Annotated in this window: 11 protein-coding genes; 10 read left to right on the plus strand and 1 reads right to left on the minus strand. The window is 64.6% G+C overall.

Annotated features, from left to right (window positions below):
• The first annotated feature begins 297 nt into the window (after window positions 1–297).
• Both ACPEH8_RS17755 and ACPEH8_RS17760 read left to right on the plus strand, forming a co-directional pair.
• Window positions 298–1239, plus strand: a complete 942-nt coding sequence (locus ACPEH8_RS17755; RefSeq protein WP_017355210.1) for a histone — start codon at window positions 298–300, stop codon at window positions 1237–1239.
• A gap of 123 nt (window positions 1240–1362) precedes the next feature.
• A complete protein-coding gene (locus ACPEH8_RS17760) occupies window positions 1363–2034 on the plus strand; it encodes a hypothetical protein (protein WP_136006765.1) in 672 nt (223 codons plus the stop codon).
• 24 nt (window positions 2035–2058) lie between these two features.
• Here ACPEH8_RS17760 and ACPEH8_RS17765 read toward each other — a convergent pair whose 3' ends face one another.
• Complete coding sequence (locus ACPEH8_RS17765) at window positions 2059–2418, minus strand: DUF1428 domain-containing protein (protein ID WP_017355208.1); 360 nt, start codon at window positions 2416–2418, stop codon at window positions 2059–2061.
• A gap of 241 nt (window positions 2419–2659) precedes the next feature.
• On the opposite strand from ACPEH8_RS17765, the gene ACPEH8_RS17770 reads away from it, so the two are divergent.
• The 8 genes from ACPEH8_RS17770 (at window position 2660) to ACPEH8_RS17805 (ending at window position 14794) form a co-directional block, all read left to right on the plus strand.
• Window positions 2660–4915, plus strand: coding sequence for a type VI secretion system Vgr family protein (locus ACPEH8_RS17770; protein ID WP_136006768.1), 2256 nt, complete (start codon window positions 2660–2662; stop codon window positions 4913–4915).
• Between the two features lie 22 nt (window positions 4916–4937).
• Window positions 4938–6560, plus strand: a complete 1623-nt coding sequence (locus tag ACPEH8_RS17775; RefSeq protein ID WP_165699843.1) for a hypothetical protein — start codon at window positions 4938–4940, stop codon at window positions 6558–6560.
• Window positions 6557–6685 carry a hypothetical protein gene (locus ACPEH8_RS17780; protein WP_017355205.1) on the plus strand — a complete coding sequence of 43 codons (129 nt, stop codon included), beginning with the start codon at window positions 6557–6559 and terminating at the stop codon, window positions 6683–6685. Before ACPEH8_RS17775 ends, ACPEH8_RS17780 begins: the two co-directional genes overlap by 4 nt.
• An 18-nt stretch (window positions 6686–6703) precedes the next feature.
• Window positions 6704–11389 carry an RHS repeat-associated core domain-containing protein gene (locus ACPEH8_RS17785; RefSeq protein WP_423667687.1) on the plus strand — a complete coding sequence of 1562 codons (4686 nt, stop codon included), beginning with the start codon at window positions 6704–6706 and terminating at the stop codon, window positions 11387–11389.
• Window positions 11390–11414: 25 nt separating this feature from the next.
• Window positions 11415–11960, plus strand: coding sequence for a DUF4303 domain-containing protein (locus tag ACPEH8_RS17790; RefSeq protein ID WP_165699842.1), 546 nt, complete (start codon window positions 11415–11417; stop codon window positions 11958–11960).
• Window positions 11961–12326: 366 nt separating this feature from the next.
• Window positions 12327–12767, plus strand: a complete 441-nt coding sequence (locus ACPEH8_RS17795; RefSeq protein ID WP_168355661.1) for an SMI1/KNR4 family protein — start codon at window positions 12327–12329, stop codon at window positions 12765–12767.
• 363 nt (window positions 12768–13130) lie between these two features.
• Window positions 13131–13580 carry an SMI1/KNR4 family protein gene (locus ACPEH8_RS17800; protein ID WP_165699840.1) on the plus strand — a complete coding sequence of 150 codons (450 nt, stop codon included), beginning with the start codon at window positions 13131–13133 and terminating at the stop codon, window positions 13578–13580.
• Between the two features lie 641 nt (window positions 13581–14221).
• Window positions 14222–14794 (plus strand): Ax21 family protein, encoded by a 573-nt coding sequence (locus ACPEH8_RS17805; RefSeq protein WP_017355199.1) that lies wholly within the window; start codon window positions 14222–14224, stop codon window positions 14792–14794.
• The last annotated feature ends 60 nt before the right edge of the window (window positions 14795–14854 follow it).

Below are 14854 nucleotides of genomic sequence, written 5' to 3' on the forward strand. Positions count from 1 at the left end.
CAATCGGCGCAGTTGTGGAGGCAAGGGGCAACGAACCGATCATGCGCGACGCGGAAATGCACGCCGCCTCCACCCCGTTCGACAGACGACGGAACGACGGTTGCCGCACCGGTCGACACAAGCACGGAAGCTGTTTTCAAGCAGTTTGCCGTGCACCACCTGGTGCAGGGGCTGCCGCGTCGGCCGCGCGCCAAGCACAGATGCGGCTCACGGGCTGCGACAAGACCGTTCCACGATGGACCGCGCCGGTATAGCATCGCCAGCGATTTAACTGACCAGGCCCCTTAGGAGGCAATCATGAGCAACGGTAATGGTGTGACCGCGACCCTGTCGCAGGGCGTCGAAGAAGTGAAAGAAGTGGCCGGCAAAGTGGGCGAGACCATCGCCACCACCGCTGAAGATGCTGTGGCGTCGGTGAAGAAGACCGTCAAGCGCGCCCGCAAGGCCGCGACCACCCAGGTCGCCAAGGTCAAGAAGGCCGTCAAGAAGGCCGAGAAGACCGTCGCCAAGAAGGCCGACAAGGCGGCCAAGTCGGTCGGCAAGACCCTGGCCTCCGCCAAGAAGAAGCTGGAAACCGCCAAGAGCAACGCCAAGGCCGAGGCCGCCGCGCTGAAGAAGCAGGTCGCCAAGAAGAAGGTCGCCGCTGAAAAGGCCGTGACCAAGACCACCAAGGCTGCCGGCAAGAAGGCCACCACCGCCAAGAAGGCTGTGACCAAGAAGGCCGCCGCTGCCAAGAAGACCGTGACCAAGAAGGTCGCCACCGCCAAGAAGGCTGTCGCCAAGAAGTCCGCGACCGCCAAGAAGGTGGCTGGCAAGAAGACTGTCGCCGCCAAGAAGGCCGTGACCAGGAAGGTCGCCACCGCCAAGAAGGCCGTCGCCAAGAAGACCACGGCTGCCAAGAAGGTTGTCGGCAAGAAGACCACGGCTGCCAAGAAGGTTGTCGGCAGGAAGACCGCGGCCGCCAAGAAGGTTGTCGGCAAGAAGACCGCGGCTGCCAAGAAGGTTGTCGGCAAGAAGACCGCGGCTGCCAAGAAGGTCGTCGGCAAGAAGACCGTCGCTGCCAAGAAGGTTGTCGGCAGGAAGACCGCCGCCGCCAAGAAGGTTGTCGGCAAGAAGGTCGCCACCGCCAAGAAGGCCGTGACCAAGAAGACCGCTGCCCGCAAGGCCGCCCCGGCCAAGCGTGCCGGCGCTGCCAAGACCGTGGCCCGCAAGGCCCCGGCCAAGCGCGCGCGCAAGTAAGACCTGCGTGCCGTTCCCGCCCGAGGGCGGGAGCGGCATGGCGGCGGCCAGGCAGCCGCCCGCCGCCGATGCCGCACTCACCTGGCGCCTGCTACGGTGAGGCTCCCAAGCGAGGGAGTGTTCATGCGCGGTCTCGACTTCAGTTCCTGGCAGGCCATGCTGTCCACCCTGATCGGGCTGGCGGTCATCACTCTGATTGGCGTGGGTATCCGCCTGCTGGTGATGCAGACCCTGCAACAGCGCCGCGAGCGCGAAAACCGACAGATCAACGAACGTCTGCGCACCCTGATCGCGGCCTACAAGACCTTGGGCGGCTCCTTTACCGGCGCGCTGGACGTGGACCCACGCCACCTGCGCGACCTGCGCCATGCCCCGCACGAGGACCACCCCGACGATGCGGCGCTGCGTCTGGCCGACGCCGTGGCTACCGCCGGCAGCGACCGCGCCCGGCGAATCCGCGATGCCGTCGAGGCCGCACTGTCGGACATCATTCTGCTCGGCACCGACGAACAGGTGCGCCTGGCCGCGCACGCGGCCACCGAACTGGCGCAGGGGCGCGCAGTGCCGACGGCGGCACTGGTCGTGTCGCTGCGCGATTTCATCCGTGGTGCGCTCGACCTGGCGCCGATTCCCGCCAGCGTCGCGATCCCGCGGCAGGGACCGGCGCGTCCGTCGGCCGCTGCCAAAGGCAAGGCCGACGGGGCCGACAAGGGCGGTGCGAAAGGCGGTGGTGGCGGCATGGGTGGCATGGGCGGCGGGCAGGCCCTCGACGACGCGCCCGACCCCCCACGCTGATCCCGACGCCCTGCGCCGGGCCGCCTACTTGCCCAGTTCCACCACCGGCACGAAACCGCCGTAGATCATCCGCTTGCCGTCGAACGGCATCGGATTGTGTGCCGGGTCCATGCGCGGGTCTTCCATCATCTTCTGCATGCCCGCATCGCGGGTGGCCTTGTCCGGCCACTCGATCCACGAGAACAGCACCGTCTCATCGGCCTTGGCCTCCACCGCGCGATAGAAGTCGGTCTGCTTGCCGTGGGGCACGTCGTCGCCCCAGCACTCCACCACGCGGGTGGCGCCATGCTCGATGCAGATCGCATCGCCCATGCGGGCATGGGCCAGGAACGCTTCCTTGTTTGCGGTGGGGACGGCAATGACGAAACCATCGATGTAAGACATGGAACACCTCCGGAAGGGGCGCACCGGAAATGGGCGCCTCGGTGATATGACGAACCACGGCACAGAAAGTCGACACGCTGCGCCCATTGGCGCGTGGAGAATGTGATGAAAACCGCATTTTCTTCCACAAAGCTGAAGCCATTTATCGGATGAATCGCATCTTCGCGTCAGAAAGTTGGCACCTGTCATGGTGCGATGGCACAGTCGGGGTCTCGACGATCATGGGACGAAGGAACGCCCGATGCATGCCGAATCACTCGCGCCCCTCCATGCCCTGACGCGGTTGCAGCAGGACCACCGCCTGATCCGTGTGGACACCGTGCTGGACCCGCAGACGTTCCTGGTCAAACGCTTCCAGGGCAGCGAACAGGTCTCCCAGCCGTTCGCCTACCAGATCGAGCTGCTCTCCACCGAGCCGCGCCTCGAGCTCAAGCAACTGGTGGGCCAGCCACTGCGCCTGCAGTTGGGTGATGAGTTCGACGGCCAGAGCGTGCATGGCTATGTACGCGAGTTTGCCAGCGTCGGCCGCGAAGCGCAGTTCACCTGCTACCGCGCCGAGATCGCGCCCTGGTTCGCCTTCCTGGACTACACCAGCAACTGCAGGATCTTCCAGGACATGACCGCACTGCAGATCGTGGAGGCGGTGTTCGCCGACTACCCGGACCTGGCGCGTTTCGATCTGGATCTCGATGCCGGGCGGCTGACCAGGCTCGCGTACTGCGTGCAGTACAACGAATCGGACTTCGCTTTCGTCTCGCGCCTGCTTGAAGACGCCGGCATCTACTACAGCGTCCGCCACGATGCCGACGGCCACAGCCTGGTGCTCAGCGACGACTCCACCCTGAGCGTGGCGCTGGGCGAACCGGCGCCGGTGTACTTCCGTGCCGACCAGGGCGTGCAGCTGCAGACCGGGCTGCATCGCTGGGGCGCGCGCCGCCGCGTGGGCCCGGGGGCGCAGTCGCTGAGCAGTTTTGATTTCAAGCAGCCCAGCACGCCGCTGCGGGTGGTGCGCGGCAACGAGGCACCCCGCGGCGCGCTGCCCGAATTCACCCAGTACCGCTACGACGGTGCCGCGCGTTTTGCCGACAGCCGCATCGGCGAGGCGCTGGCGGCCGTGCGCAACGAAGAGGCCGCCTGGCCGACCAAGCTGTTCGAGTGCGCCGGCAACGTGGCCGGCCTGCAGGCCGGTGGCTGCTTCTCCCTGGAGCAGCAGCCGGACTTCATCGGCCGTGGCGCCGAGGACCGCCAGTTCTTCGTGGTGCGCCTGCAGCGTGAGGGACGCAACAACTTCGCCAGCGATTTCGGCAGCGCCGAAGCGCCCAGCCACGCGGTCGAGGCCGAGGTGCTCCGCCGCCGGATTCCGTACCGCCCGCTGCGCCAGACTCCGTGGCCGCGCATGCCGGGCCCGCAGACCGCCACCGTGGTCGGCCCGCCCGGCGAAGAGCTGCATGCCGATGCCTACGGGAGGGTAAAGGTGCAGTTCCACTGGGACCGCAAGGAAGACCGCCGCGACAACGGCGCGGAGAACAGCTCCTGCTGGATCCGCAGCGCCAGCCCCTGGGCAGGTGCCGACATGGGCGGCGTGTCGCCGCCGCGCGTGGGCCAGGAGGTGGTGGTGGACTTTCTCGACGGCGACCCGGACCGGCCGATCATCACCGGCCGCGTCTACAACGAAGAGAACATGCCGCCGTTCGGGCTGGAAGTGAGCGGCCTCAAGTCCAAGACGGTCAAGGGCGCCGGCTGGAACGAGATCACCATGCACGACAGCGCCGGTGGCGAGCTGCTGAACATGCGCGCGCAGCGCGACATGGTCACCACCGTGCTCAACGACCAGAACGCCAGCATCCAGAACAACAAGTCCACCGCCGTGGCGGTCAACCACAGCATGAGCGTGGGCGCCAACCAGGACATCAGCGTCGGCGCCAACCGCGGCATCACCGTGACCGGCACCGACACCCTCGGCGTGACCGGCACGCGCACCACCAACGTGACCGGCGCAGTCACCGAGGCCTACCAGGCCGGGCAGACCAAGACGATTGCCGCCGCCGGCTATACCGAGACCATCACCGGCGACTTCGGTACCACCCTCACCGGCAACTACACCAGCCAGCGCACCGGCACCTGGAAGGAGACCGTCACCGCCACCTCGCTGCGCCAGGTGCTCGGCAAGGTCACCCAGGAGTACGCGGCCGGGCGCGAGACCACCATCACCGGCCTGGACAAGCGCGGTGTGCAGGGCGCGGTGGAGGACACCAACATCGGCGCACGCACCGTGGGAGTGGACGGCACCTTCGATCATGAAGTCACCGGTACCCACAGCCAGCTGTCCAACGGCGACATGACCCTCGGCTCGGCCAGCAAGCTGACCGCAGCGGTGGGCGGTGCCTTCATCGAGGTCACCGACGGTGAGATCCGGATCTCCGCCGGCGGCTCGGAGGTGGTCATCAACAGCGGCGGCGTGTCGGTCAACGGCAGCGAGATCAAGCTCAACTGCTGACCGGTCCAACGGAGGGACTTCCATGCACGACACTCCCATGCTGCGCGCCATCCAACGCCTGGGCGAGGCCTGGCTCAACGCCAGCGCCGATCCGACTCGGCGCCTGCTGGTGTGGCGCGTGCCGGCCAACGCCAGCCGCCTGCTCGCCGCGTTCTTCGAGACCCAGCGCCACGACGAAGGCCGCGACACGCCGGACTATTTCCTGCGCCTGGATACCGCGTTTGAAACCGGCTTCGCCTACAGCCGCGAGGTGAAGCAGAGCCTGCTTGAACGCTACCTCGGCAGCCAGGACGAACTGCGCGCGCAGGGTGTCGCGCTGGGCTGGCGCGGCCCGCACGACGCGCACCCGGACAGTGCGCACGGCGTGGTGCAGGTCCTGGACAGCTTCGCCACCCATCATCAACGCCATCTGCGCCTGCTGGCCGTGGTGATCGACCCGGAGCGCTGCGTGCCCGGCGATGGTCTCGCGCGCTGGATCGACGCCGCCTTGGCCGCCGCGCCGGGCGAGTGCCTGCGGCTGGTGCTGCTGGACACCGACGAAGACCCGCGCTGGCAGCCCCTGCTGGAACGCCATGCCCACGTGGCGGCGCGCATCGAGGCACCGGTGGACCTGTTCGCCATCGCCCGCGACACCGCAGCCCAGTCCGCCGGCACCGGCCCGGAGGTGCTGTACCGCCAACTGCTTGCCGACCTGATGCTGCTGCTCGAGCGCGGCAGCCCGCAGCAGGTGGCCGCCCGTGCCGAGCGCGCGCTGGGGCTGGCCCACCGCCACGGCTGGCAGGACCAGCAGGCGGTCGTGCAGATGATGGTGGCTGGAGCCTGGCTCAAAGGCGGCGACCACGGGCAGGCGATCAACGCGTACCGCCAGGCACGCAGCGCCGCCCAGACCGCGCGCAGCCAGGGCCACGCGGCCGCACCGGAGCTGGTGATGCAGAGCTGGTTCGGCGAAGCCGGCTGCTGGCTCGCCGCCAACAATCCGGGCCAGGCCACGCAGGGCTACCTGCAGGCCGCCACGGCCGCGGCCAGCATTCCGCACCCCATGTTCCAGCTTGAAGGCCAGCGCATGGCCGGCTACTGCCTGCTCCAGCAGGGCAAGCGCGAGGAAGCCCGCACCCAGCTGCTGGAGGCCATCCGCATTGCCACGCCGCTCTCGCCGCAGGACCGCCACGCCACCACCCTGCCGCAGGCCCTGTGGGACCTGCTGCAGCTGCAGGACCCACGCCGCTGCGAGCGGCTGCAGGACACCGCGCGCACCTACCTGGAACAGACCACCGCGCTGCACGGGCAGGCCGAGGATGCCGCCGCCCGCCTCGGCACGCAGCCGGCGCGACCGCCGCTGGACGTCATCCAGGCCCAGCTGCACAGCGCGCTGGAGCAGACCTTCCACCGCGTGCAGCGTGAGCGCGAGCGCCTGATCCAGGGCGGCGACGAGTTCTTCCGCCGCATCGTCGCGGTCGGCCGCGACTTCCTCGACCCGGGCTGGAACGGTCTGCCGGCGATCCAGCACCCGCTGGACCACGACATCCCGGTATGGAGCGAACCGCCGGCCATGCAGCCTCTGCCCGATCCCGCCCCGCTGCTGGATCCCCAGCATGCTCCCACCGTGGCTTCCGCTGCGGCACCCAACGGAGTTGTCGCCGCATGAATGCCAACAAGACCCTGCTGATGACCGTCGCTGTGCTGCTGGGCATGGCCATCGTGGTCTGGCTCGGCGTGGAGTACCGCGACGAGGTCAAGGCGTTCCTGCGCGCGCTGCTGCGCGCGCTGTAAAGGCCACGGAGGGCCGCCATGAGCATCGCCGCCAAACATTTCGATCCGCAGCTGGGCATCGACATCCATATGTACGCGGTGCCGCCGTGCCCGCTGCCCACCCCGCACATCGGCCTGGTGCTGGACCCGTTCGACTACATCCCCTTCATCGGCTCCACGGTCAAGGTCAACGGCGTTCACCGCGGCACCGCCGGGACCGGTGGCCTGGACATCCACATCCCGCTGGGCGTGTGGGGCCCGCCGCTGGCCGCGCCGATGGGCCCGCAGTTCGACGGCGAGGAGATCTTCATGGGCAGCCGCACCGTGTCGGCCGATGGCGAGCCGTTCTCGCGCCTGGCCATGCCCGTGCTGGACTGCAACCTGGCCGGCATGATCAACCCGTTCCGGGTCAAGAAGCCGAAAAAGCCGCTGCGCGCGATGTCGCTGCCCACCGGCTTGAACGTGGCCATTCCCACCAGCGTCAAGATCGGTGGCCCGCCCACCGTATCGTGGACCGCGCTGGCCTTCCGCGCCGCTTTTGCCGGCCTCGGCAAGCTGCGCAAAAGCGATTTCTTCCGCAAGAAGATGGATGCCTTCGCGCAATGGCGCCGTGCCCGTTGGGGGCACCTGCCCTCGGGCACGCTCAAGTGCAAGGTGCTGCGCGCCGAGCCGGTGGACATCCGCGACGGCAGCGTCTCGGTCACCCACGAAGACTTCAGCATCCCCGGCCGCCTGCCGCTGGCCTGGCGCCGCGTGTACGCCTCGCGCCACGCACAGCGCCAAGGCGCCTGCGGCTTCGGCTGGCAGACCCCGGCCGACATCGCGCTGGCACTGGCCCCGGATGGCAGCGCCTGGCTGTCCGGCCCGGACCAGGTGGCCTTCTTCCCCGAGCTGCCGCGCCGCGACGGCGCCGACGTGGCGGTCCTGGACTTCGTCGATGGCGCGCGCCTGTGGCGGCAGCAGGGCCAGTGGATCGTGCGGTTCAAGGGCGGCCTGCACTACCGCTTCGACGGCGCTGCCGCGCCCGGCGTGGCCCAGCTGCCGCAGGAGCAGCACCTGCCGATCGAGCGCATCGAAGACAGCTGCGGCAACTTCTGGCGCTTCGAGCGCCGCGACGGCCATCTGGTGCGCATCGTCGAACGCGGCGTGGACGACCAGCAGGGCCGCTACATCGCCGTCACCGCGCGCCAGGGACGGATCGACGACCTGCAGCTGCACGATCCCGCCACCGGCCTGAACCACCCGCTTGCGAGCTACCGCTACACCGACGGCGACCTGATCGCCGCCGTGGACCCGCTCGGCGCCCCGCGTACCTTCGGCTACACCCAGCACCACATGGTGCGCCACACCGACCGCGTCGGCCTGTCCTTCTACTACGCGTTCGACGCACAGTGGCGCGTGGTGCACTCCTGGGGCGACGGCGGTCTGTACGACTACCACTTCGACTACGACGCGCTTCTGCGCGAAACCCGCATCACCGACTCGCTGGGCAACGTGTCGCTGGTCAAGTTCGATGAAAACCGTCTGCCGCTGTGCGAGATCGACCCGCTGGATGGGGTGACCATCTTCGAGTACGACGATGTTGGCCGCACCGTGGCGGTGACCGACCCGGAGGGACTGCGCACCGGCTTCGAGTACGACGAACGCGGGAACCTGGTGGTGCTGGTGCGGGCGGATGGAACCACACTGCAGCAGCAGTTCGATGACCAGGACCAGCTGCTCGCCGTCACCGATCCGGAGGGCAACACCTGGCAGCAGCACTACGACACCCGCGGCCTGCTCATCGAGCAGACCGACCCACTGCAGGCCGCCACCCGCTACACGTACGATGCCTACGGCCTGCTGCAGGCCCAGACCAGCCCCCGCGGCGCCGTCACCGCCGTCGGCTACGACCGCCACGGCCTGGTGACCAGTGTGCTGGACCCGCTTGGCCACCAAAGCCGGTACCAGCACGACCCGCTGGGGCGTCTGCTGTACCAGACCGACCCGCTTGGCCGGACCACGGCCTACGAGTACGACGCCAAGGGCCGCCTGCTGGGCGTGCAGGCGCCCGACAGCAGCGGCGTGCGCTGTGAGTACGACGCCGAAGACCAGCTCATCACCTACCTGGACGAAGCGGGCGCGCGCACCCGCCTGCAGTACGTGGGCATCGGCCAGATCGGCAAGCGCGTGCAGGCCGATGGGCACGTGGTCGAGTACCGCTACGACACCGAAGAGCAGCTGATCGGCGTGGTCAACCAGCGCGGCGAGCACTACCTGCTCAACCGCGATCCGCTCGGCCGGATCGTCGAGGAAATCGACTACTGGGGCCAGTCGCGCCATTACAGCTACGATGCCGCTGGACGCCTCACCACCACCGTGGACCCGCTTGGCCAACGCATCGTCTTCGCCACCGACAAGCTCGGGCGCATCACCGCCAAGACCCTGCCGGACATCCGCCAGCCGGGTCGCCAGGTCAAGGAAACCTTCCAGTACGACGCGCGCGGCCAGCTTGTCGACCTGCGCAACGCGCACCGCCACGTCACCCGCCGCTTCGACCCGCTGGGCCAGTTGCTGGAGGAGATCCAGGATGGCTTCCGTGTCGGCTACGCCTACGACGAGGCCGGCAACCGCACCCAGCGACAGACCAGCGCCGGCAATGCCATCGCGTTCGCCTACGATCTGTGCGACCAGGTCAGCGAGATCGGCATCAACGACGAAGTGCCGATCACCCTCGAGCGCGACGCGCTGGGACGCACCACGCGCGAGCAGCTGAGCCCGCACCTTGAGCGACGCTTCGACTACGACGCGCGCAACCTGCTCACCGCGCAGACCGTACTGCGTGACGCCGCCCCGCTGTTCGACACCCGCTACGACTACGATCGCACCGGCAACCTCACCCGCCGCCAGGACAGTGCGCAAGGCGTGGACGAGTACCGCTACGACGCCATAGGGCGACTGCTCGCGCATACCGATCCGAAGGGCGTGCTGCACCCGTACTACAACGACCCGGCCGGCGATCGCCTGCGCACCGACATCCGCGAAGTGCGTATGCGCAAGGTGGCTGGCGGCGATGACCAGGCCGAGGTGCTGTGGACGCGCGAGGGCACCTACCAGGGCGTGCACTACGTGTTCGACCGCGCCGGCGACATGGTACGCAAGGGCAGCCCGGGGGGCGGGGATGCGAGCGACCTGGAGCTGATCTGGGATGCCAACCATCGTTTGGCCGAGAGCCGGCGGGACGGCAAGAGCACGTACTACGGCTACGACCCGCTGGGCCGCCGTGTGTTCAAGCGCAACCCGACGGAGACCACGTGGTTCTTCTGGGACGGCGATGCACTGCTGGGCGAGGTGAAGCAGGCCAACGACGCCGAGGACGCTGCACCGGTGTGGGTGGACAACGTGGCCAGCCTGATCGAAGTGAAGCGGCGGCAACGACGGTTGGAGAAGTTGCATGAGGGGGTGCGGGAGTATGTGTACTACCCGCGAAGCTTTGTGCCGTTGGCGATGCTGGAGAGGCGAGGTGATTCATCTGCCGGCACTGGTAGTGAACTGGAGTCAGAACCTTACTATCGAGTTGACACTGTTGGGCGTGACGCGCAGTCCCCGTCTGTTTCGCTTTCTAGCGTCGTAACGACAGCCGACGGCTCCGGTCAGCGTCCAGAACGTGACAGCTCTCCGCCTGGAAGACTACGCTCAGCGGACTACAGCGCAAACGGATTGGGTACGCTTGGCAACCTCTCGCTTGCGAATCAAGACGCGGCGATTGGCTTGCCTGTCGAAAGAGCTGGGCAAGCCAGTTTGCAGCCCGAGAGTGCTTGGGGTACCAGGCTGGGGGCTACTGGTCTTGGACCCGATAGAACGGTGGCATCGAACCCCAAAGATGCGGTTAAGCCTCTTGGGCACCAGACTCCTACGATGCACCGTAATCCGGCTCGTCCATTGTCCGAAAGCGGCACGGCACCCGATGAGTTGGTGCATACCGAATCAGATGGGCGACTACTAGACGCGGTCCATGCATCTACGGAGACGCTAAACGGAGCGAGCAATAGATTTTTCCTGTACCAGTGTGATCCCAATGGGTGCCCCAATCGAATTTTTACAGCTCAAGGCAGGGTAGCTTGGGTTGCTCCGTCTGAAGACACGCGTGATGACGGTTGCGATGACGAACTGAGCTGCGTTCGTTCGCTCGGTCAGTATCACGATGTGGAAACCGGATTGGTTTACAACCTTGCGCGCTACTTTGACCGGGAGTCGAGTCAGTTCTGTTCGGCCGATCCGATTGGGCTCAGTGGAGGAACAAATCTTTACGCTTACGGACTCAATTACATAAATTGGACAGATCCTTTGGGTCTGACTGGCGGCCGAACGACCGGGGAAAACGCCGACATCCTTCGCCGAAACATGAACCGAGAAGGGAGAGCGGTCGCTCCTGGGCAAGCCGCAGGTCACATCGTTGCGTCAACAGGATCCAAGGGACACTGGGCTGCAGCCGCAGACTCGAGAGATATCCTTTCGGCATATGACATTGAGATCAATGATGCCGCTAATGGTGTTCCAGTGGATCATCCGCGGCCGCACAATAAAATGCACACGAGGAAATTCCACATGGATGTGAAGGCGCGACTGACTGCGGTCGTCGACAGGATGTCTGCAGCTGGATATGGTCATCGTGCGACGAGGAGTGCCCTCCGAAGAGAGTTGCGGCAAATTGGTAGAGAGTTCACGGCTTCGTGCCGAGGTTAGCAAGACGACTCGCGGAGATTTGAGAATGGAAGATGTCAATATTTTGGTGAACTTGGTCGTCAAGGCATTTCGGCCTGCGTTACTCCACTTGTTTAGAAGTGGTGAGAACTTCTACTACTGCACCTTCGTCATGACGGAGGAAGGCCACGCGCCATTTCTTTCGGCGTGGTCTGAAGAGGCACTTGCAAGGGCAGTGGACGAAAGCGGCGAAGGCCCGGAAGTAGCTGCGGAACTGAAATGGTCGTATGCAGATTCTCCATACGTTGACTTTGGAAGCGAACACACTGAAGAGCTTCGCGCGCCCTTCCTCGCCAGGCCGAACCTACAAGACCTCAGTATCGATGAGTGGGAAAGGGAGATTGAGTTCCGCATGGCTGCTGTAGAGCAGGCCGCACGCCAGTTGGATGAAGAGGGTACATTCGGCACAGGGCAGCGTCGCAGCAAGCTACTTGTCGCAGTGGAGATCATGCCTCCAGTGCCTTCCAACGTAGACCGCGTGGCGCGGCTGAACGACACTGACTCGCAAATCTTCAAGCAGTGGTTGGAGGAGGCTGCAGAAGTGGACGATTGAGTTCGTTTGCATATTCCTTCTTGCTTTGGAGTGCGCATGAAGAGGCTCTAAGGAACCCGCCACTTCGACGGCGCTACCGGCGACCTCACCAGGAAAAGGGCGTTGTGCGTCGACACATGAACAAAGGAAATGCCGTGCTGATGGAAGTGATCACTGATTGCTAGGGTGATGAACTAGTTCCAAGGTCAGTAACTATGTACGTCATAGATGCTTGGGAAAATGTTCTTGTGGATGCGACTGCTACGAATGGGTCTCGACACGTCAAGCAAAGCTGCAGGATTTGGGGTCTGAGATGGACGAAAGAATACTCAAACAATTGATCCTTCAAGTTCAGTGGCTGCTAGAAGCTCACTTGACCTAATTCGCGTGGAAGGTTTCAGGCTCCCGGGATCCTACTGCGAATTTGCAGCGACGCTCGGTTATGGCCGCTTTGGCGGCTTGGCCATCATCTATTCGGGCGTGCCCGAACACCAAGATTCAATTCTAGTTCAGGGCGCACGCGCCAAAGGGTTCATAAATGATGCTGTCGCCGATGACTACTTCGAGTTCGAGCCGGACGGAGATAATGAAATCGCCGCTCGCCTGTATCCCTTTGCAGCCAGCGAGAACGGTGAGTACTTTGTTTGGGATCTCAATGAGAAACGCGCGGACGAGTATCCGATCTACTGTGTTGGCGCTCGAATGGCGGGTCTTCGGTATGCGGCAAAGTCACTGGACCAACTGCTTGAGAAGCTTTGTAGTGGATCCATCAAGGATGTGATGGGGCCTGGATACGCTCCTCTGCTTCCTACGTTTGAAGGCTTGTGATTGTTTAAATTCATGGGTGATTTTTGCCGGGCATCGACGTCTAGCGCTGGATGCCAGCGGCTGAGGTGGCGAAGAAGATCAAGTTTTCGGCTGGTGACGTGTCTATGATTCCGGACAACATTGGACGGCTTGATCGGGAGAGCTCATGGAGTGTCGTGTCGATGGCTTGATGCCATGAACTACAGCGGTAGCGATGGTGCGTATCTGACCAGCCACACGAGTGCGTGGTTTGTCGCAGGGAAAATCCCTGTCAGGATTGCGGTGAAGTGATGCCAGTTCGCAACATAGTTGCGTTGCGTATTGAGGAAGGTGCGTGCTGCGTTCTGACGCGTGGCGTGTCCATTGATGTTCGGGAGCGTGGCAATGTTCGATGTCATTGATGACGTGGTAGCCAAGTCTGCCCGGTTGAACGTGTTCCCAGGGCAGGGCGTGCCCCACGCCCTGATTGAGGATGCGGAGCGTGAGCTCGGCATCCCGTTGCCCGATACGTATAAGGCGTGGCTGCTCAGGTACGGGAATCTGAGTGTTGGCGACACGCAGGTGTTCACACTTGCGCCCATAGAGGACCGGGATATCGCCGATGATGATCTGGTGTACAACACCCGCCTTGCCGTGGAAAATGGATTTCCTCCGCTTGGTCTTCTCCCAGTTTTTATTCCGGGGTCAGATGAAGCGTTCTATTTTGATACAAGGGGAGGGTTGAAGGAGGGGGAGTACCCTGTCGTCAGGTTTGATCATGATGAAGGTGTGTTTCACTTTTTCTCTCCGTCCTTCCTCGAGTTCATGATCACGTTGGTGCACGTGTACCGATAGGGTCTTGCGCGGCGCCTTGCCCGCTATCCTGTGCACTTCTCAGTCCGGCAGGAGCCGATGATGGGAAGCGACAGATACTTTGATCTTGTTCCCGGGGGTGCGGGCAGTTCCAGGGTAGGCGGATGTTCGCCGGATGCGCTGGTGAAGTCCGGGCAGGCACGTCCCGGTGCACGGTTCTTCGTGTGCCTCGCGGGGTCCGACTTCCCGCAACCGGGGGCGGTGACATCGACGGGGCATGGTTCGTGAAGGTTGGCAGTGGGCGCCGACTGATCCAGGAAGAGGATTACTACGTACGCGCCTTGATTCGCGATGGCTGCGAGTTCCTCCTTCAGGTGGACGAGAACGGATTTCCGGAGGGGTTCGTGCTTGGCGACTATCCATTCGGTTATGGCGCTCTATGCGTGTATGGGAAGCGCGGCATCGGCGGTGAGGTGGTGGAGGTGGCAGCGGCTTCACCCAGTTCTAGGGCGCCAGCAACGCACCTGCGCAGGCGCGCGTATGCCAGAGCGCGCCTGAACCGCCGCAGAAAATTCACGGTTCGCGCAGCGGCCGCTTTCAGGGCGGGTTCGGGCGAATAACGGAGAATTTACATTTCCAAGGCGGCACGCAGTGCGCCGCTGCAAGAACAGAGGTGTACCCCCATGAAGACTTCCCTGATTGCTCTGGCGCTCGCCGCCGCCCTGCCGTTCGCCGCGTCCGCTGCCGAAGGCCTGTCCTACAACTACGCTGAAGGCGATTACGTCAAGACCGACGCCGACGGCGGCAAGGCCGACGGTTGGGGCGTGAAGGGTTCCTACGGGTTCCTGCCGAACTTCCACGCCTTTGGCGAGTACAACCAGCAGAAGACCGACATCGGCAACTTCAAGGTTGATCAGTGGCGCGTGGGCGTGGGCTACAACCAGGAAATCGGCAACAGCACCGACTTCGTGGGCCGCGTGGCCTACAACAAGTTCGACCCGAAGGAAGGCCTGGACTTCAACGGCTACAGCGCTGAAGCCGGTATCCGTACCGCGTTCGGCCAGCACGCCGAAGTCTACGCAATGGCGGGCTACGAGGACTACAGCAAGAAGCACGGCATCAATCCGGATGGCCAGTTCTACGGCCGCCTGGGTGGCCAGGTGAAGCTGAACCAGAACTGGGGCATCAACGGCGATATCAAGATGGATCGCCACGGTGACAAGGAATGGTCGGTCGGCCCGCGCTTCAGCTGGTAAGCGCTGTCTGACGGCATCGCCACGCGCCGTACCGGTGTGGCAGAAAAGGCCCGGCACTGC

Source organism: Stenotrophomonas sp. NPDC077461 (genome assembly GCF_049545475.1).
Classification (GTDB): domain Bacteria; phylum Pseudomonadota; class Gammaproteobacteria; order Xanthomonadales; family Xanthomonadaceae; genus Stenotrophomonas; species Stenotrophomonas nematodicola.